General features: G+C 62.0%; 20 protein-coding genes. 7 read left to right on the plus strand and 13 right to left on the minus strand.

Annotated features, from left to right (window positions below; genetic code table 11):
• Nucleotides 1–38: 38 nt before the first annotated feature.
• Genes RHO23_RS16335 through RHO23_RS16365 form a run of 7 tightly spaced genes read right to left on the minus strand, consistent with a single transcriptional unit; the run spans nt 39 to nt 7197 of the window.
• Nucleotides 39–1163, minus strand: a complete 1125-nt coding sequence (locus RHO23_RS16335; protein ID WP_070941439.1) for an MlaD family protein — start codon at nt 1161–1163, stop codon at nt 39–41.
• Nucleotides 1157–2179 carry an MlaD family protein gene (locus RHO23_RS16340; RefSeq protein WP_070941440.1) on the minus strand — a complete coding sequence of 341 codons (1023 nt, stop codon included), beginning with the start codon at nt 2177–2179 and terminating at the stop codon, nt 1157–1159. The genes RHO23_RS16335 and RHO23_RS16340 overlap by 7 nt, the downstream gene beginning before the upstream one ends.
• Nucleotides 2167–3168 (minus strand): MlaD family protein, encoded by a 1002-nt coding sequence (locus RHO23_RS16345; protein WP_070941441.1) that lies wholly within the window; start codon nt 3166–3168, stop codon nt 2167–2169. The genes RHO23_RS16340 and RHO23_RS16345 overlap by 13 nt, the downstream gene beginning before the upstream one ends.
• Entirely contained in the window at nt 3165–4202 is a 1038-nt protein-coding gene (locus RHO23_RS16350; RefSeq protein WP_070941442.1) for a hypothetical protein, read from the minus strand. Before RHO23_RS16350 ends, RHO23_RS16345 begins: the two co-directional genes overlap by 4 nt.
• Before the next feature lies 1 nt (nt 4203).
• Nucleotides 4204–5046 carry an MlaE family ABC transporter permease gene (locus tag RHO23_RS16355; protein ID WP_423489242.1) on the minus strand — a complete coding sequence of 281 codons (843 nt, stop codon included), beginning with the start codon at nt 5044–5046 and terminating at the stop codon, nt 4204–4206.
• A gap of 32 nt (nt 5047–5078) precedes the next feature.
• Complete coding sequence (locus tag RHO23_RS16360; RefSeq protein ID WP_234798220.1) at nt 5079–5996, minus strand: MlaE family ABC transporter permease; 918 nt, start codon at nt 5994–5996, stop codon at nt 5079–5081.
• 37 nt (nt 5997–6033) lie between these two features.
• Nucleotides 6034–7197, minus strand: coding sequence for a thiolase family protein (locus RHO23_RS16365; protein ID WP_070942077.1), 1164 nt, complete (start codon nt 7195–7197; stop codon nt 6034–6036).
• Between the two features lie 321 nt (nt 7198–7518).
• Between RHO23_RS16365 and RHO23_RS16370 the strand changes: the two genes are divergently transcribed.
• From RHO23_RS16370 to RHO23_RS16380, 3 genes are all read left to right on the plus strand, one after another.
• Nucleotides 7519–7968 carry a hypothetical protein gene (locus tag RHO23_RS16370; protein ID WP_123771748.1) on the plus strand — a complete coding sequence of 150 codons (450 nt, stop codon included), beginning with the start codon at nt 7519–7521 and terminating at the stop codon, nt 7966–7968.
• A gap of 138 nt (nt 7969–8106) precedes the next feature.
• The gene (locus RHO23_RS16375; RefSeq protein WP_070941444.1) at nt 8107–9570 is read left to right on the plus strand and encodes a cytochrome P450; all 1464 of its coding nucleotides are present in this window, start codon (nt 8107–8109) and stop codon (nt 9568–9570) included.
• Between the two features lie 14 nt (nt 9571–9584).
• The gene (locus tag RHO23_RS16380) at nt 9585–11264 is read left to right on the plus strand and encodes an FAD-dependent oxidoreductase (RefSeq protein ID WP_070942078.1); all 1680 of its coding nucleotides are present in this window, start codon (nt 9585–9587) and stop codon (nt 11262–11264) included.
• Here the strand turns inward: RHO23_RS16380 and RHO23_RS16385 are convergent.
• The 4 genes from RHO23_RS16385 to RHO23_RS16400 all read right to left on the minus strand — a co-directional run bounded on the left by RHO23_RS16385 (nt 11261) and on the right by RHO23_RS16400 (nt 15119).
• On the minus strand, nt 11261–11869 hold the full coding sequence (locus RHO23_RS16385; protein ID WP_164687567.1) for a TetR/AcrR family transcriptional regulator: 609 nt from the start codon (nt 11867–11869) through the stop codon (nt 11261–11263). The two genes, RHO23_RS16380 and RHO23_RS16385, sit on opposite strands and share 4 nt — an antisense overlap.
• 99 nt (nt 11870–11968) lie before the next feature.
• On the minus strand, nt 11969–12307 hold the full coding sequence (locus tag RHO23_RS16390) for a hypothetical protein (protein WP_423488052.1): 339 nt from the start codon (nt 12305–12307) through the stop codon (nt 11969–11971).
• 62 nt (nt 12308–12369) lie between these two features.
• On the minus strand, nt 12370–13668 hold the full coding sequence (locus RHO23_RS16395) for an oxygenase MpaB family protein (RefSeq protein ID WP_070941447.1): 1299 nt from the start codon (nt 13666–13668) through the stop codon (nt 12370–12372).
• An 83-nt stretch (nt 13669–13751) separates the two neighbouring features.
• Nucleotides 13752–15119, minus strand: coding sequence for an oxygenase MpaB family protein (locus RHO23_RS16400; RefSeq protein ID WP_423488053.1), 1368 nt, complete (start codon nt 15117–15119; stop codon nt 13752–13754).
• A 253-nt stretch (nt 15120–15372) separates the two neighbouring features.
• On the opposite strand from RHO23_RS16400, the gene RHO23_RS16405 reads away from it, so the two are divergent.
• Nucleotides 15373–15822: a nitroreductase/quinone reductase family protein gene (locus RHO23_RS16405; RefSeq protein WP_070941449.1), complete on the plus strand. Its 450-nt coding sequence runs from the start codon at nt 15373–15375 to the stop codon at nt 15820–15822.
• On the opposite strand, the gene RHO23_RS16410 is transcribed toward RHO23_RS16405, so the two are convergent.
• Together RHO23_RS16410 and RHO23_RS16415 are read right to left on the minus strand one after the other, a co-directional pair.
• Nucleotides 15819–17012, minus strand: coding sequence for a GGDEF domain-containing protein (locus RHO23_RS16410; RefSeq protein ID WP_064409572.1), 1194 nt, complete (start codon nt 17010–17012; stop codon nt 15819–15821). The two genes, RHO23_RS16405 and RHO23_RS16410, sit on opposite strands and share 4 nt — an antisense overlap.
• The gene (locus RHO23_RS16415; protein WP_418039850.1) at nt 17013–18020 is read right to left on the minus strand and encodes a pirin family protein; all 1008 of its coding nucleotides are present in this window, start codon (nt 18018–18020) and stop codon (nt 17013–17015) included.
• Between the two features lie 49 nt (nt 18021–18069).
• On the opposite strand from RHO23_RS16415, the gene RHO23_RS16420 reads away from it, so the two are divergent.
• The 3 genes from RHO23_RS16420 (at nt 18070) to RHO23_RS16430 (ending at nt 19681) form a co-directional block, all read left to right on the plus strand.
• Entirely contained in the window at nt 18070–18420 is a 351-nt protein-coding gene (locus tag RHO23_RS16420; RefSeq protein WP_418037320.1) for a GNAT family N-acetyltransferase, read from the plus strand.
• A complete protein-coding gene (locus RHO23_RS16425) occupies nt 18417–18875 on the plus strand; it encodes a carboxymuconolactone decarboxylase family protein (protein WP_064409574.1) in 459 nt (152 codons plus the stop codon). The genes RHO23_RS16420 and RHO23_RS16425 overlap by 4 nt, the downstream gene beginning before the upstream one ends.
• 155 nt (nt 18876–19030) lie before the next feature.
• The gene (locus tag RHO23_RS16430) at nt 19031–19681 is read left to right on the plus strand and encodes a hypothetical protein (protein WP_057967906.1); all 651 of its coding nucleotides are present in this window, start codon (nt 19031–19033) and stop codon (nt 19679–19681) included.
• Nucleotides 19682–19705 lie beyond the last annotated feature (24 nt).

Here is a 19705-nt window from a genome sequence, read left to right on the forward strand (position 1 = left end):
AACCATCCACACTAGCGAAACATGTCGCCGCATCCACATCATGGACCTTTGACACCCCCGTTGAGAACGAGCTGAAGAAGATCTACCGAAGTGACACCGTCAGGCACTCCGTAAAAGAACCCACAATGGTCCTTGGCCCGCGGGTCCAAATCGGTACGCGAGCACACCATTCCGTTATCCGATGGTCCGGCCTCGACCCTGGGCGACACAGCAGGTATCTCGCGAGTGCGCACACGCGCCCAGAAGTTGCGTATCCCGTCGATGATGTTCGGCAATGTGCCTGCGTACATCACGATGACGCCGGTGTGCTCGGAGAGCAGCTGAACCGTAGCGGTCGCCGTATCGAATGTGTTCCAAACGATGTCGTGTAAATGGGTGGCCACATCCAGAAGGACCTGGATGATCGGGTTCAGCCGCGGGCCGATCAGGCTCGCGACAGCCTGGAAGAGCCCGAGCGACAACGAGTCCAAACCCGAGGGAGCCAGCCGCAACAACGAGTCCAGCTCTGTCCAGTTAACGGTGATACCCCTCATCGTCGTTGCGATGTCCCGGATCAATTGATCGGCATCCAATGCGCTCGGGTCGCTCACCGCACCCGCGAAGCTGGACAGCGCATCACGCATACCTGGCCCGGCCCCCTCAAGCTGTGCGGCGGCAGCGACGACTAGCCGATCCACTGCCCTACCGCGCCCCGTATCGGACAGCTGTCTGACCACATTGGTGATGGCCGCGGTGCTCTCGGTAATACTCTTGGCGGTCTCCGTGCGCTGCAAGGGAATACAGGCCCCTGGCGTCAACGCTGCCGCCGCGCGGCCACCGGTGAGTTCGAGGGTGCGATCAGCCAGGATGGTAGGGGCCCGCGTGATGGCGAAGACATCATCGGGAACTGTCATGCCACGGTCGAGTGTGAACGTGACCCGCACGGAGGTCGCCGAAGCCTCGACACGATCGACCTGACCGACGGGAACGCCCATCCGGGACACCGCATTACCGGGATATAGCCCGGTAGAATCACGCAAAGTGACGCAGTAGCCCGTCGACCCCTGCCCGGGCGAAACGGTCTGCCCGGAACGCTCGACTACCGAGCATGAGGTGCCGGCCGCCACCGTTGCGGCCACTAAGAGCATGGGCAGCCACCGCACGGTGAGCGTTCGACTCAGCATGTGCGCCCCGGGATGGGTACGCACATATCGGTCGCCAGTACCGGAAGTTCCGGCGCGAGCCGCATCCCTCCCGGTGACACGGCCGCACGCACATTGGTGACGAAGTTCCCCAAGTTCCAGATGATTCGGGGGATATCGGTGTTGATAGTATTGAGGGCGTTGTTCACCCGTTTCAGGCTGTCCAACAACCAGTCTCGATGTGATTGGTAGAAGTCTGTCGCGACCACGAGCGCATCAACCAGCTTCGAGATCCCGACTCCAGCACCCGCGATGCCGAGCTTGTACGTGTCCAGGGTCGCGACCAGTATCGAAGCCTGGCGCACCAACGCCACCAGCACCGCACCATTCGCGACGCCGGCGTGGAGCAATTCAGAACTTGCATCGAGAATAGAGCGCAGCTGATCCTGCTGGTGATCGACGATCTGCGCGACGCCCTTGACGCCGTCGACAATCGTGGTGACCGACCTCGGTTTCGCCTCCAATGCGCCAGCCAGACTGTCAAGATTCGCACCGAGCTGACGGGCATCAACCTGGCGGGCCGCTTCCCCGCTGTCGGCCAGGAGCTCGGTCAGACTGTATGGAGCGCGTGTGCGCTCGACCGGAATCACTCTGCTGCCCAACGGAACCGATCCTCCAGAGCTGAGGTTGATGTAGTAGCCGCCCACCGCGGTGAGCATCCGCACATCGACGGCCGTTTGATCACCCAGGTAGATCCCGTCATCGACACTCAAGTCGACACGGACGGCGGCGGCACCAAGCCGCACCGCCTCGACCGTCCCGGCAGGCACCCCGGCAACACGCACCTCGGTTCCCACCTTGATCGCAGCGGCATCAGTGATCAGAAAGGACACGCCGCGGCGATCCGGCGGTGCCAGATAGAAATAGCCGACACCTGCCGCCACCACCGCGGCCACGAGGTAAATCGCGAGCCCCACGATAAGTTGCCGAGCTCGCGCGCCCTCCGGATTGTGGGGGTCGGAGACCAGGCGTTGGATGGACTTGGCTATCGATTGCATAGCACCACCTGTTCATCGCCGAGAAAGACTTTCACCATGGGCGGGAGGGCCAGCTGTCCGTTGGTGCAATTCAGATCCGAGCCCGGGTGTCTCAGCATCGGCTGCAATCCGCTGTACGCGCCCGGCATTCGCTCGAAGAACTCGGGTACTCGATACAGGTTGGCCCGCAACACATCAAACCGCTGATCGAGCACAGCCCCCTTGCGTAGCCCCAACAACCACAGCAGTCGGTTCAACGCGGTCACAAACGTCGGGCCGTATTCTCCGAGCGGGCCAAATTGGGGAACCGCGGGCATGAGTTTTCTCGTCATGTTCTCCAAGATGGCCAGGTTCTTCATCGCGGCCGCCGACCTTCCCTGTAACTGTCGGGCGAATACGGCGATGTTGTCGACAAGAGTGCTGATGGCCTGTTGCCTATCGCCCGTAGTCACCGCAAGCGCGCGAATGCTGTCCAACAGATCGGCGGCGCCGGCACCGTCACCGTCGAGAAAGATCGCTAGTTTCTCGGTGAGGGCATTGATATCGGCCGGGTCGACCGTACGCAGGATCGGTGCGAGTCCCTGGAAAATGCTCGTGATGTCGAACGACCCGGCCGTCTGCCGGAGCGGGATTTGCGTTATCGCCATTGCCGGAACTCCCGACACATCGCGGATGTCGATGTACCGGGCCCCGGTCAGATTCTGAAACTTCACGCTCAAGCGCGTCGCAGTGGTCACCCGCTGTTCGTGCGACAGATCCAGTCCAACTTCGGCGATGTTGCCGTCCCCGGAACGAGCCACCGCGATCGAAATCACCTTGCCCACCTGAACTCCTTGTCTGCGGACATCGGCGCCGACCCGTAAACCCGAGACGTCGCTGAACGACGCGTCATAGTGGCTGGTCGGCGTCGCCACCGGATTGCGCAACCCGTTGACGACCACCACATAGACGAATGTGGTCAGTACCGCGGTGGCCAATAGATAGACAAGCGCGCGCTGGGCCGCGGTCATCGTGTCCCGTTCCCATCCAGATCTGCGGGCCCCGGCATGGCTGACTGCAATACAGGCAACGGCTCCAACAACAGCCGGAACTTCACCGATCTCTTGCTGTCAGGCCCGTTGTACATCTCGCCGAGGCCCGCCAGCGCCTTGTCGAGCCGCACTGAACCGCGCGAGCGTTGCACCAGTGACGTCACTGCATCGGCAAACGAGCGGGCGATCTCGGTCGTTGGCGTCAGCTCGGTCCGATGCTTGGCCAGGATGTCACCGAGCGGCCCGAACAGCCCCAGATTGATCTGATCGATGGAACCCAGGGTGACTCCGATATCCGCGACCGGGTACTCGTATCCCTTGAGGTACCGGAACCTGTGCACGGACGAGAAGCTCAAGTCCACCAGAAGAGGTAACGGCTCGATGATGTCATTGAATCTGGCGAGGAGATCCGCTGACTCTCCCTGCTGAATTTCGGCGATAAGGCTGGTGAGCACCAGCCCGGTCTCGATGAGGGGTGCCAACGCGGCGGTGTACTCGGTGGCACGACGTATGAAACGGACAAGCTCATCGGTCAGCACCCCCGTCACCACCGCGATGCCGCTGTTGAGTAACTGCGACATGGTGGCATTGATATCCGGTGAACGATCGATATGCAGGCCGTCGACCAGTGGGATCCCGCCCTCGCGCGGGGTGATACTCAACGCGGATACTCCAAAGGTGTTTTGCGGCCTGAAGTCAAATCCGAACGAGTCTGTTAGTCCCCGAATCTGGTTACGGTTCAATCGGATGCGCAAATCCATCAGTCCATGCCGGTGGTCCATCGCGACCACCGAGCCAACCGAAACACCATGGAGCATCACGACGGAATCAACGTTGATGCCCTGACCTACGGTCGGAGTGGACAGCACCACATCCAAGGTGCCCAAAAGGCGGTCAGCCGGTCTCGCCGCGATCGAAGCCGCCAGCAGCACTACCACCGCCGCCAGCCCGGCACCCACACGAACCAAAGTCCGGCGCTGTTGCGCATCGGTGCCACGTACCAACTCGGACATGTCAGCCTCTAAACACGTACTGGGGGAACAGACCCCACATAGCAACGGACAAAACAAGATCAAGCACAATGATCATCACCAAGCTGGCTCTGATCGCACGCCCACTGGCCACCCCCACACCCGCCGGGCCACCGGTAGTGAAAAAGCCGAAATAGCAATGAATCAGAGTGACAGCTGCACAGAACGCGACCGCCTTGGCCAGCGAGTACACCAGCCCCATCGGATCCAAGAACTGGACAAAGTAGTGCTGATAGGTGCCCGGGGACTGCGAGTGCACCACCGTCACCAGGGTTCGGCTCACCACAAAACTCAGCAGCAAGGTCGCCAGATACGCCGGGACAACACACAGCATGCCCCCGAGTAGCCGAGTGCCGACCACAAACGGAATCGACCGAATACCAAGCGATTCAATCGCGTCAATCTCCTCGGACACCCGCATTGCGCCCACCTCCGCGGTCATCCGGCACCCCGCCTGTGCCGCGAACGCGATGCCCGCCGCGATCGGCCCCATCTCACGCACGTTGGCCAATCCGCCTACGACACCGGTCAGTGCCCCGAAACCGATCATGTCCATCGCCGCGAATGCCTCAATGGATACCATCGCCCCGATTCCGAACCCGATGAGCAGCATCGTCGAGACCACTCCGCCGTCGACGATGAGCGCCCCTCGTCCCCACGCAAGATTGTTCAAGATCTTGACCGTCTGCTTGGGATACCAGCGCACCGTCGACGGCAACAACCAGATCGTGGTACCGACAAACAAAGTCACCCGACCCAGCGTGGCCAGGAGATCAGCCGTCGGGCGAATGATCGCGCGCTCTACCGGGACGGTAACCCTCGACAACGGTCGATACCGCGCAACCTCGACCGCCGGTTTCACGCGAATTGCTCCGGGAAAAACATCGTCTGCAGCTGCGTCAAGATCAGCGCCGCGAAAACGAACGTCACCACACTCAGAACCACGGCGGCATTGACCGCATCGGCGACACCCCGCGGCCCGCCGTGTGCCTCCAGGCCCCTCAAGCTCGCGATCAATGCCACCAACGCTGCCGCGACCAATGTCTTGACCAGCGCGAACATCAGATCCGTCACGGTGGCAAACGCGCCGAACGAGGCCCAGAAGCTGCCAGGACTCACATCGGTCAACCGCACCGCGATGAAAAATGCGGATCCAACGCCCACCAAGATAATCGTCGCGAGAATCACCGGTGCAATCACCAGCATCGCTATCAATCGCGGCACCACGAGGCGCTGCACCGGGTCTACTCCCATGACCCGCATGGCGTCGATCTCCTCCCTGATGGCTCTGGTTCCGAGATCCGAGGCAATAGCAGAAGCCGCTGCCCCCGCCATCAACAATCCAGAGGCCATTGGCGCGCCCTGCCGGACGATGCCCAGTCCACTGGCCGCCCCCGCCATGGACGACGCACCCACATCGTGGAGGATTCCGCCGGTCTGCATCGTGATGATGGCTCCGAACGGAATCGCCATCAGCACGGCTGGAAACACCGTCACCGTCAACAACGACCACGCCTGAGTCAGCGTCTCCCCCAACGGCAATCGCAACCGAACCGAGTCGATAACCAAGTAACGCAGTGCAGAGGCCGACAACTGCACCGACCGGCCAACCGTCGCAATACTGGTAAGGGTCAACCGGGTGACGAAGCGCCGGATCGCCGCCCGAATTGCCCACGGACGAACACTCCCAGGTTTCACCGGCTGAGCGACCAACGCGAGACGGGAATCCATCGATTCCGGTACCGCTGCGCTCTCTGGCGCCAACACATCCGTCATCGACGGCATCTCCGGTACCTCCATGGCGGGCCGGCCGTCACGCGATCATCCGCTCCACAATCACGGTGTTGGCGGTGCCCGATGCCTCGCAAATCGTCAACAAACCCCGTCGGGCATCGCGCCGCTCCAACTCACCGATCAAGTCGGTGAGCATCCTTGCGCCGGTTGCGCCCAACGGATGCCCGACGGCAATCGAACCCCCGTTGACATTCAGCTTGTCCATCGGCACGCCAAAGACCTTCTGGAACACCAACGGCACTCCTGCGAACGCCTCGTTGACCTCAAACAGATCGATATCGCCGATCGACAAACCGCAAGTTTTAAGTGCCTTGTCGGTGGCATCCAGGATCGCGGTGAATTGAATAACCGGGTCCGATCCGGCCACCGCAAGTGCGCAGAATCGCGCCCGCGCAGCGAGTCCCCTTCCCTCCGCGTACCGGCGGTCGGTAATCAGCAGCGCAGCGGCACCATCGCTGAGCTGTGACGAGTTAGCGGCGGTGGTGGTGCCATCGGGTGCGAACGCCGCCTTGAGGCTCGAAATCTTGGCTCGATCAACGGTCCGGCGGATGCCCTCGTCCATCCACGCCGGCTCATGGCCGGGCGGGTGCACGACATCGGCGGAGAAACAACCCGCACCCCAGGCGATCGCGGCTCGTTCATGGCTACGCGCGGCGAACTCATCCAGCTCAGCCCGGCTCACCCCAAACGTGACATTGAGCAGATCAGAGGACGGCCCCTGAGCAGTCAACTGGCCGTTATAGCGCGACTTCTCCTCATTCGAGTATTGCGGCCCGAGCGGTGCGCCCGGCACCATCGCGGGCGGCATCGGCACCCTGGACATGGACTCCACGCCACCTGCGATCACCACGCGCTGCATACCCGAGGCCACCGCCTGCGCCGCGAAGCTCACTGCCTGCAGGCCAGAACCACATTGGCGGTCAATCGTTACACCTGGAACCGATTCGGGTAGTCCCGCGGCCAGCACCGCATGTCGCGCTAGGTTTCCCGTCTGCTCCCCGTACTGCAGAACACACCCGGCGATCACGTCGTCGATGTCGCTCAGTGGAATGGGGTTACGGTCGGCAAGACCGCGTAGCGTCAACGCGAACAAGTCCACCGGATGCCAGTCGCTCAGGCTCCCGCCACGCCTGCCGACAGGCGTCCGGACCGCATCCACGATCACCGGGTCATGTGCTCGCATCAGACCGCAACCCCTGGCCAAGCAGGCCGGCCCGACATCATTCGGATCACCCATGGGAACAAAAACACTTGCCCTACTTGCCCTTTCGTGTAGGTAACGCCCAGCCGGCAGCGATACCCACCACCGCGTCGTGGCCTCACGAGTCCACATCATGACACAGAGCGCCACGCCTCTCTAGGCAAATTTTGAATTTTGTATCAAAGTAGAACGCAGCCAGGAGACACTCAAAGTTCTCAAATACCAGGCCGTGGCGCAGGGCCTGGTATCGCACAACTGCGCAGGATCCACGCCTGAGCTGCAGCGACGGGAGAACCCATCAACATGAGACGCAATCTAAACTCTGTCCGAGTTCTGACATCGGCGATGATCGCCTGCCTCATCGTGGGGCTGCCCACCGCACCGGATGCCCGCGCATACGACTCGTGGTGTGACATCACGGAGACCTATGGCCCGCGCATTGCCCTGACCTCGGAGGCCGTCCGCACCGGCAGCGCCCAACGGGATGTGGATCGCCTGAATTTGCTCTACAACAGGGTGATTCCCCTGCTCAACACCGTGGGGTTCGCGACATTCTGGTACCCCGACGTGTGGGGCAGCCCCGACATTCGGCCGGACACGCGAACTCTCCTGACCGCCATGGACGACCTGCAGACCGCCTTGAATAACGGCCGGGCTTCCGCCGCGCAAGTTCAGGCCGTGGACGATGCTGTTGCGGCCCTGCATCAGAAATGCGACAACAAGCGCGGCCTTCCCTCACATGGAGAACACTGAATCCATCACGCCGCCAACATCGCTCACGGAAGCGACATGGTTGCTTTTAGCCGGAACAAATGCAATATTATGTCTCAGCGCGGTCGTGAACCCCCGTCGACCAGTGTCCATGCTGGCAAAGTGCGAAAGAGTCATCTGATGAGCGAAGTCGCGAGCACCGTCCCAGAGATCCCAGCGCTCACACCGCTGGACTACCTGAGACTGTCCTGGTACCTGCTGTACAAGGCTCCCGGTGAGGCATTTGGCAAGCTGCAGGATCGGCACAATTCTCCCGCGGTACGCATTGCGCTCCCGGTGCCGCCGGTCTTCAAGCAAGGAATCATCAGTGGTGATCCGGCGTTCGCCGAAGCGGTCGCCCTCAACAAGAACGATGACCTCTCGGCAGAGGCCGGTTGGGGGCCCACACTGACCAGGACCGGTTCGTTCACTCGCTCGATCCTGCAGATGGAATTCGATGAGCATCGCCACGACCGACTGCTACTGCAGCAAGCCATGGGTCCGATGGAACTATCCGGCTACATGAAACAAATCGGGCCCAAGATCCAGTCCGCTGTACGCGCCTGTCCGCTCGGTAGAGATGTCGATCAGCGCAAGCTGTTCAAGCACATCAACATGTCTGTGGCCATCGAGGTATTCATGGGAATCACCTTGTCCCGCGACGAAATCTTCAAGGTAGGCAAGGCGTTCGACGATTTGGTGAGCACCAACATCATCCGACAGACCCAGGCTCGGCGTTATCTGCACCGCTTCCTCTATTCGTGGGTTCACGCGAAAAAGACCGGGGCGCCAACTCCAGACCTGATGTCACAGCTGTGCCGGGCGCGCACTGTCGACGGTGACCGATTCAGCGACCGCCAGATCATGCAACACATGCTGTTTTTTCTGTTCGCAGCGCATGACACCACAACCATCACCATGACCAACATGGCCTACTACCTCGCGCTCAACCCACGGTGGCAGCGCCGCGCCAGGGCTCAGGCCTTCAGCCTGCCGGAGAACCCGGACGCGACCGATTTCAGCAAGATGACCGAGTTGCAGAACATCATGAAGGAGACGTTGCGTTTCCGGACACCGGTGTTCTTGATGGTTCGCGGTGCCGTCCGGGACACTCAGATACTGGGCTATCGCATTCCGCGCGGCAAAGTCATACTGGCAATAACGTGGTCACACCACACCAACCCCAAGATCTGGACCAACCCACGAAGGTTCGATCCGGATCGATTCTCGCCTGAGCGCGCGGAAGACAAGGACCATCGGGCTAAGTGGATGCCCTTCGGCGGCGGGGTGCACAAATGCATCGGAATGCACTTCGCCAAGATGCAGATCTCCGCCGTCTACCACACTTTGTTGCGGGAATTCGAATGGGGCGTCGACAAGGGCCACATCCTGCCGACCTTCCAAAACTCCCTGGCTTTCTCTCAAGGGTTTCCGGCCGTCGTCCGCCGCTTCGACCCCGCCACGCTGGCCACCGAGCCGATCGATACCGATGACCAGGAAGTCAGGTGGGGTGTGGCACCCAACCTGCCCCCCGTTGTGTATCTGAGAACGTTCCTTCAGCGATGGCGGCCGGGCACCCGCGCAAGTACACACGACGCCGCCTGAGTATCTGGATCTCGATGACACATCTGATAACCCGAGCATGCTGCAACGACGCCAGCTGCGTAGCCGTCTGCCCCGTCAACTGCATTCATCCCACCCCGTCCGAGCCGGAGTTCGGGAGCGCGGAGATGCTCTACATCGACCCGGCCACCTGCATCGACTGCGGGCAGTGCATCGACGAATGCCCCGTGTCGGCCATCGTCCGAGACGATGAGATGAGTCCCCGGGATTGGCCGTACCTGACTATCAACGCCGACTACTACCGCGATCACGATGTCCGGACCGGGACCTACATGCGCTGGCGTGGAGCATTACCGGCGCTCTCATCGGAACTTCGAGTGGCAATCGTGGGTTCGGGACCCGCGGGATTCTTTGTTGCCGAACGTCTTTTGGAACACCTCAACACGACGGTTGACATGTTCGACAGGCTGCCCACCCCCTATGGTCTGGTACGGGCCGGGGTGGCTCCCGATCACCAGGACACGAAGAATGTGCAACGCCTGTTCGAGAAGGTTGCGGGGCGCGAAGAGTTCCGGTACGTCCTGAACGTCGACGTCGGACGAGACATCAGTCACGACGAACTGGCCCGGAACTACCACGCCGTGGTCTACGCAACCGGGGCCTCGGAGGACCGAAAGCTCGGCCTACCCGGAGAAGAACTCTCCAACTCGGTGTCCGCACGCGAGGTCGTGGCCTGGTACAACGGGCATCCTGATCACCCCGACCCACCCATCGACCTCGCCACCAGGCACGCAGTGATCATCGGAAACGGCAACGTCGCCCTTGACGTGGCACGCATTCTGACACTTGAGCACGAGGCCCTGCGGCGCTCCGACATTCCGTCCGATGTGCTCAAGACATTGAGAGACAGCAAGATTCGCGAGGTGACGGTGCTGGCACGGCGGGATGTCGCGCATGCCGCCTACTCGACACCGGAGTTCCTTGCACTCACGCAGCTGCGCGATACCGGTATCGAGATCGAACGGAACAACCTCGGTGTGCATCCCGACATCCAGCGGGCGTTCGAGGACGGCACTCTCGACTCCACGACGTCCGCGAAAATCCGATTCGCGCGAGAAACCGCCGAACGTAAACCGAAACAGTGGGCTCGCCCGTCTCGCACCATCCGCCTCAGGTTTCATACGACACCACACGAGATCGTCGGCGACGAATCCGGGTGCACCGGCATTCGAATCCGGTCCAGTTACTACGGCGTCGATGGACGACAGCATTCCGGCGAACCGGAAACCATCTCCGCCGGGCTGATTATCCGGGCCACAGGCTATCGGGGCAGCCCCGTATCCGGGCTACCCTTCGACGACCGCTTGGCCGTCGTCCCGAACGAGGCCGGTGCCGTCGCCGGACGTCCGGGGACATACGTGGCGGGTTGGATCAAGCGGGGTCCACAGGGTGGAATCGGCCGCAACCGGATGTGCAGCCTGGAAACCGCGAACCGTCTCCTGGCCGACTTCGACGACGCAACGCTGCCGGAACCCACGGGTTCGAAAGACGGCGCGCTGATACTTCTGAGGAGTCGTGGAATAGCCATCGTCGACGGACGGGGGTGGGAGAAAATCGATTCAGCAGAAAGGGTTCGCGGCCGACTACGCGGAGCCCCTCGCGAGAAACTCATCGATATTCGCGACATGCTGGCGTTCGCGAGCAGTACGCAGAGCGCCGAGGGCACTCCCGCCTAGTACACCATCGGTGCCAGGAATTGCCGGACAAACTTCGCGATCGATTTGTCATTCAAGATATCCATGGCAGGCGAAGGCGAAAGCGTGATCGATATAGCCATACGCAAGAGGATCTCGGCGACTACATACAGCTCGTCGTCCGGCATTGTGGCGCCCGCGCGCCGCAGAGTGAGCGTTATGCCGTGCACAAATGTCGAGCCGAACTGTTGCTTGGTGAACATGTGGGCGAGCATGTGGTCACCGCCAATGTGCTTAGACATTGCGAAGTTCAACAACTCACCGAAAAATGGCACCGAACGCAGCATCCGTGCGGATTCGACGAATGCGGTCACGACTGCCTCCTGAGGAGTCTGGCCGTCGGTCATCCGGGCGATGCGCTTGCCACCCCACATCCCGGCTCGCAACGCCACCGCGTCGAGAAGCGATGACTTGGTAGGGAACCGGCGGTATAGGGTCGCCCGACTGACGCCGGCATGGCGGGCCACCGTATCCATATTGGTTCGTTGGATGCCTGAGATGCTGAACTCATCATGAGCCGCCTCGAGAATCGGGTCGTCGGCATCATCGTGGAACACGTTCGCCAGGTTCAATCCTTGATCCGACACCGAACCTCCCATAACGCTCAACAGCTGAGACAACAGGGAGTAATCGTACCAAGATCCACGGGAGCCGCGGTCTCCCGAAAGCAACCGCAGCGCATCCCGCTACCCGACCGCTACCGGGCGGGGAATGCAAACACCACTGCTCTCCAGCGTGCGCTTGCCGTCAACCCAGATCTCGCAGCGCAGATTCGGATTCCACCAAATGTTTCGTACCGACACGTACGCGCTCCCCGGATCCTCCAGCGCAATGCTCTGCTCCCACGGCTCCTCGGGGCTCACCCAGTAGTTCTCCGAGTGCACCCCACTCCAACTCTCGGTCTGAGGGGCCACCCGGAAGTGAATGGTCACCTCTTGGCCTGCGTCCGCCGTGACGACATACCGGACAGCGTGTTCAGCCTCGGCGAGAGCGTAAGAACTCCCGGAGATTCCGGGAAGAAGCATCAAAGGAACACTTACCAACAGAACCAACCGGAGCAGTGCCCGGCAACCACACGCCAAGGCCGTCACAACGGCAGAGCCCAGTCGTCATGATGTACAGGGCATCCCCGTCTAGTGCCCAGGCACACATCACAACGATCACCCTCGACATGCCCCGCGCCAACGCATTCCTCGCAGTTCTCCAACCGCCGAGCGCATTTGGCACACACCGCATCCTCAGGCGGCACTACGACGGAATCGGGATCGAAGGCGACGACTGCCGACACGGCGGCCCGGCTTGCCCGTGCCTGCCACAGCGCGGCACGAGCCGAATCCAGCGTGATGTCCTTCGGGTCGAGCCCCTCACGCGCGAACGCCGCTGCGCCGGCCGGTGTAAACCGGTACCGCAGAGGAACCTTGAGTCGGATCAAGGTCATTCGAGTGCGGCGCAACATAGCGATGTACCGACGGAACCGCCGCTCTTCGCGCGAACTCCACGCCAACCCGAGCTGTTGGCGAATGTGTGGCTCCAGCGGACCGATAGTGATCAACCGAAGCAGACCACCGCTGACCGCGCCGACTGGTCGGGCCAAGGGGCGCAACGGGGGTGGAAGCGCCCTGCTGAACAGCTTCGCCGCCGCACCCGGGTAGGCCAACCCAACGGTGTACTGGGACAACTTGGAGTCGGTGAGCTCATGGTGCATCACACGCTCCCAATACTTTTCAAACTCGTCATAGGTGTCCGGCTGATGGTGGTCGTCGACTCCGAACAAGGAGTACCACTCCTTGGATTCCTCGAAGATCTGCTCCTTCTCGTCTCGAGTTAAGGGCCGCTCCAGCACCCCCAGATCACTGGCACGGTAAATAAGCTCGAAAAATGTCGCATGGGTGAAGTACCAGGTATCGGCATTGATCGCGTGATACTTACGGCCGCCTGGCATGTCCCCTTTGATGGGCTTGTGGAAGTTGCGCAACTGCACACCCACTTTGTGCGCATCCTCGGGTGTCGCATACAGCACTCCGGAGATCGCCTTGATCGAGTTCTTTCCCCGCTGCGCCAACACCTGAAAGTCGCTGGACTTCAGGATCAACGAGTGATCCGATACTCCCTGCCCCAGCTGCGGCCACATGTTCTCGATGATGGCGATTCGCTGTCCGGTAGCAGCCAACACGAATGGGTCCAGCGCGTACTTCCACAGCAGCGAGTCCGGCGGTACGGGATGGTGCGCGCGTTCCCGCGGCCCCAAACTTCCGTCGTTGCCACGGTCCGGGAGCCGAGTCCCCGCATAGAAGACGTTCCGCCCGACGGGCGTATCGATCGTCAACACGTCCGGGTCGATACCGTCCTGCGTCGATGTGTCATCGCCGACCTTCGTATCGGTCATGGATTCCCTCCTCCGGTGACACCCCACCGACATCTCATGAGGCATCTCGATAGATTTTTGCCGGGCCAAGCGCGGCCGTGCTGTCAGTTACCCGAAGACGAACCCACAGCCGAGAGGTCGTCCTCAAGCCCGACGCCATTGCCACGGCCCGCCTGTTGCCAGTTGTTGTGATGGACCCGGCAACCGCGCCCAACCCCGTCGCAGACATCGCATACCTCGTCCTGCACGTGGCCCGTGCCCTCGCAGTCGGCACACACCTCAAGTTCCCGTTGGCATTTCGCACAGCTGGTGCCCGTGACTACCACTTCCGCGCTCAACGCTGTGGACAGCGACCGGGCGCCTCCAGCCTCAGCTCGCGCACGGGCCAACGCTTCCCGCGCCGACTCCAGCGTGATGTCGTCGGGGTGCACACCCGCGCGCTCGAATGCCTCGACCGCAACCGGTATGTACCGATACTTCAGCGGTACGTGCGCAATCCTCATACCCTCCCGTACCCAACGCTGCACCCAGATCATGGCGCGGAAGATCTTGGCATCAACCGGCGAGTACAAATCGTTCACCCGTAAGGCATCCCGGATTTCCGGTTTGAGTGGCGCCACCGTGACGATCCGCAGCATCCGGCGAATCAGCGGTGCCGCCTGCCGCATCACGGGGCGCAGACGTGGAGGCACCAGTTTGTCGAAGTTTCCGCCGCGCACCATCACAAAGTTGTAGTCAGACATTTTGCTGGCGAACATCCGGGTTTTCAGCGTGTGTTCCCAGTACTTTTCGAAGTCAGCGTACGTTTCCGGCTGTGCCCGATCGTCGACACCCATCAGCGAGTACCACGCCTTGGACTCCTCGAAGATCTGCTCTTTCTCCTCCCATGTCAATGGTCTGCGGAACAGCCCGGCGTCACTGGCTTCATAGACGCTCACAAAGAAGGTGGCATGAGTGAAGTACCACGCCTCTGCATTGAGCGCGTGATAGCTACGCCCGTTAGGCATATCTCCCTTGACCGACTTGTGGTAATTGCGTAGCTGAATTCCGTACTTCTTGGCGACCTCTGGCGACGAGTACATGACCTTGTTGATACCCACCTGGGTGTTGATGATCCGCTGCGCGACCTCGCGATAGTCCTTCGAGTTGAGCAACTGGGAATGCTCGGAAACACCCTGCGCCACTTGAGGAAAAAGACTCTGCAGTAGCCCGGCGTTAGCCCCGCCGGCAAGCATCACCGAGTACTCGCCGAAGTACTTCCACAATAACGAGTTCGCCGGTACCGGGACAGGCTGCTGCTGACCGCGCATCAAGCTGTCGTCGCCCTCCAGCCGCGGCACATACGCGGGCCCGTAGATCACGTTCTTGGTTATCGGGGTGTCCGCCAACAAGAAGTCATCCGAGGACTCGCCCCCATCGGATCCGCCTTCGGAGCCAGTCTGCGCCCGTTCGCCCGACACTATCTCCGCCATATCAAGCCCCTCATCCATTTGAACCGTCCGAGTTCGGTGATACAAATCTAGCAGATCGTATCAGTGATGCAAGTGGCGATGAGTATATGTGGGCATATACCCAGTAATTTTGACCTTTTGGCTGTACATCTTGAGTCATGTTGAAATGTTTGTATCTCATACAGGCGCGATTGTCCTGCCGTTGTATCGATGCCACGCAGCCCAAAAATGCCCATCTCTAGCCGTCGACGTCACGCGGGCGTACCCTAATGTCATGTCAGTTGACATCAAGCCCGTTCCCAAATGGCTCAGATACTTCAACAAGGTCGTCATCGGCGGGCACAAGATAGGCCTCAAATTGCCGATGGTGGTCCTCACCGTGCCGGGCGCCAAGTCGGGCAAGCCGCGGCCGACTCCCATCACCCCGTTCACACTCGACGGCCACCGCTATGCCGTCGGCGGAGTTCCCGGATCGTCATGGATTACCAACGCACGCAAGGCCAAAGAGGGCACCCTGACCCAAGGCCGCCGCACCCAGCGGGTCCGGATCATCGAGCTGTCGCCCGAAGATTCCCGACCGGTGCTGCGCGCGTTTCCGGTCGAGGTACCCACCGGAGTCGGCTTCATCAGAAACGCCGGACTGGTCAAAGAGGGCACCCCCGATGAGTTCGAAGCTCTCGCCGGGATTGCCGCCGTCTTCCGGTTTGATCCGCTGGAAGGCTAGGCGCCCGACTGCCACACGTAGTGATCACCGGAATCCAATCCCGGGTGAAGGATCCGAGATTGATTGCCGCCATTGCGCTTCGCCTCATACATCGCACGATCGGCGCAGGCGGTCAGTACGTCGATGGCCTCTCGTGATGCCGCCGACGCCACACTGGAAACCGGCTGCGCCGCCACCCCCACACTCGCGGTCACCGCGATGCCTGCCGGCTTGGACGCCGTCACCGCTTCCCGGAGCCGGGTGGCGAAATCGACGACGGCGTGCGCAGGGCAGATTGTCACTACGATGAACTCCTCGCCGCCCGAGCGGCCCACCGTGTTTCCCCGCATCGATTCGCCCACGAACGCGTTGGCCAGGTCGACAAGCACCCGGTCACCCGTGCCGTGGCCGTACTGATCGTTGATCGACTTGAAGCGATCGATATCGACGATGGCGGCGGCGACCACCCGGTCGCCTTCTAACCCGTGCGCACGCATCAACCCGCCGTGCAGACGCTGCCACTCGCCGTAGATGCCGCGCCGGTTGAGCAGCCCGGTGAGCGGATCCCGCTGTGCCGCCAGCGCATCCAAGCGCACGACCGCGATCCCGAATTGGATGACCATGGGTATCAACACCACGACCACCAGCATGCTGGTCACCTTCACCACTGCAGTCATCGCCGCACCCACCGTGCCCTCGGCCAGCAGACGCAGCGACAGCGCGAAGATCACCGGGCCGCACCACGCCACGTGCGCCAGCAACAGCCGGTTACCCAGGAAGAAGCTGACGTACGCGCCGACCGGCGTGAACAGCACCGTTCCCACCAAACCTGCCAGTGGGTCGGAGTCCTGCCAGCAGGCCACCGCGATTCCGACGTCGGCGAAGGCGACAAACGCGACCGCTTCACGCAGAGAAGGCCACGGCCCTACCACCCAGCGCACCGCCCAACCCAGCGCGCCGAGAGCGCACACCACGACGATGGCGCGACCCACCGTGCTTCGGGGCCCGGTGTCGCTGAACTGCACCGCCACGCAGATCGCGGCGAAAATCAACGCATACCCGCCGATGAGGTTGCGAACGGTCCGATCGAGCTTGCGTTCCCGCAGGAAGGCCCGCAACCAGCCCGTCGGGACCGGCTCGGTCCACCACTGGAGCAGAAAACTCATCCAGGCGGTGGCACGAACATACGAGACAATTCTGTTCAGCGGCATCTAAATTCCCGGGTTGGCGGTCGGCGCGTTGCGCCTCGGGACCATCCGCACGGTCGGCAGTGGCGGAGCAGGCAAACGAGGCACCGCACCCTCATATCCCTGCACCTGCCCGAAGCGCTCGGACTCGGTCTGCCACTCCTCGCGAAACCCCGCGATCTCGTCGTGATCACGGCCGACGAAGTTCCACCACATCACGATCTGCTCACCGAACGGCCTGCCGCCCAACAGGATCGCCCGCGCTACCGTATCGGTCGGGTTGAGCACGGTGAGCTGGTCGACGCCGGTACCGACGTACCCGAGCTCGCCCCGCGACAACCTGGTTCCGGACAACTCCACCGCCTCGGTGTCCACCAGCAGCCCGTGCTCAAAACCGGGATCGACGTCGAATCGCACCAGGCTGCGCGGTTGCAATGTCAGCTCGGCACCAAGCAACGGCGTGGCAGTGCGCACCGGCGATACCTGCCCCGCCAGGGTCCCCAAAAACACACGCAGACTGACCCCACCCACGGCGACCGCATCGGGCGCGTAATGCTGAAAATCCCGTGCCGCGTCCCGGGATTCATCGGGCAACGCGACCCATAGCTGTACGCCGTGCAGCGTGGTGGTGTGGGCCGTCGACACCTCCGAGTGGCAGATGCCGTGCCCACCCGTCATCAGGTTGAGCTCCCCCGGCCGCACCATCGCGTGCACTCCGTTGCTATCGCGATGCTCGATCTCTCCGGCGAACAGCCAGCTGACCGTCTGCAGTCCGGTATGCGGATGGGGCGCCACATCCATGCCGCCGGACTGCGCGATGTCGTCGGGTCCGTAGTGGTCGGCGAAGCACCAGGCGCCGATCAGCGATCTCCCGGCCTGAGGCAGGGTCCGCAGCACCGTCATCGCACGTGGCCCCCCGAGAGGAACCTCTCGGGGAGTGAGTATTTCGACCACCGGACGGCCACGTCCATCCCGCGGGCACGGCCCACCCTCGCAGCGGGTCTCCGTCGGGGCTGTCTCGGTATTGCTCATGTCCTCATCATCGGCCGAACTCACGGTGCGTGCGGCATAGTTGGTCACCATGGACGGATCCGAATCCACCACCACGGTCGCCGACGCACCCGATAACCACCGATTCGAGATAACGGCAGACGACGAACGCGCGGGCTTCACCGAATACCTGGATACCGCGCTGAGCGGCACGAAGGTGCGGATTTTCTATCACACGGAGATCGACGAGAAGTTCGGCGGCCGCGGCCTCGCCGGGACACTCGTTGAGTCGGCCCTGCAATCCACACGGTCCACCGGGCGCAGGATCGTGCCGGTGTGCCCGTACGTCCGGAAATTCGTCGGCAAGCACCATGAGTTCGACGACATCGTCGACCCGGTGACACCGGAGGCACTGGCCGCGGTCGAGGCCCGCCAGGGATGACCGCGAAGCGCGTATACATCGACAAGCAGACTCCGTCCGTCTACCAGGGGCTGACCAAAGCCGCCGCCGAACTCCGCGCCCAGGCCACCGAGGCCGGGCTCTCGCGAACAACGCTGGAATTGGTCAATATTCGCGTATCCCAACTCAATCGCTGCCTGTTCTGTCTCGATCTGCACACCCGGGTCGCACTCGAGGAAGGTGAGTCAGCTCAGCGGATCGCAGTACTGCCGGTGTGGCAGGAGGCCGAGTTGTTCACCGATGTCGAGCGCGCGGCCCTGACGATCGCCGAAGCCGTGACGGAGGTCACCGCAGGCCACCTCACCGATGAGCAGTACGCCGCCGCGCGGGAGCATCTCTCCGACGATCAGGTATCAGTGCTGGTCTGGTCGGCCATCATGATCAACACGTTCAATCGCATCTCGATTCTGAGCCGCCACCCGATCAAGCGGCGCTGATCCCCGGTACCTGGCGCGGGAATACAACCGAGCCACCATGAGTTAGGTTTCTTACGCCAGGCTAATGATCTGGCCATTGACATATCTCACGGGGAAGGTATTCGACGATGCCTCAGGTGCGTGCCACACGTTTCCGCAAGTCAGCGCGCGCGATAGTGGTCGCCGCGACGCTGGCTACCGCTCTGTCCGGGTGCACTGTCTACAAGACGCTCACCAAACCCTCGGAGACTCCCCCACCGCCGCCCGCGACCTCACAGGTCAGCGATCAAGACCAGATCCGTCAAGTCACCGCCCAGCTCGGCAAGGCCCTCGGCAGCCTCGATCTGGACGCCGGTAATGCCCTGACCTGCCCGCGCTACCAGGTGTCCAGCCGCACCGCGGACGAGAAGCTCGTGCCCTCGATCAACTCGTGGCAGGGCGCCGAGGAAGCCTTGATGTACGGCGACACTTCCACCTTGTCCAGCAGTGTGGCACAACGATTCCCGAGTGCGGGAAGCAGCGAGCGCGCCACCCTGGTCAAGGCGATCGTCGGACGCGACCAGTTCGCTTATGCCGCGACCGTGCTGCAGGTGATCCGCGAGAACACCACCGTCGAGAAGTTCGCGATCGACAACATCAAGATCATCGGCGACAGCGCCACCGGAGACATCACCGCGACCTACAGCTTTGGCGGTGCCGCTACCCAAACCCAGACCAAGCCGAACCAGTTCCGCAAGGAGGGTGGCAAGTGGGCCTGGTGCCAGCAGCCGCCGCCGGGCCTGTTCACCCAGTGGACGACATCCACGTCGGCACAGTCGTCGGCGTAGTCGTTCACGGGTAGCGTCGACCGG

The organism is Mycobacteroides sp. PCS013, assembly GCF_049532645.1.
Taxonomy (GTDB): Bacteria; Actinomycetota; Actinomycetes; order Mycobacteriales; family Mycobacteriaceae; genus Mycobacterium; species Mycobacterium gwanakae.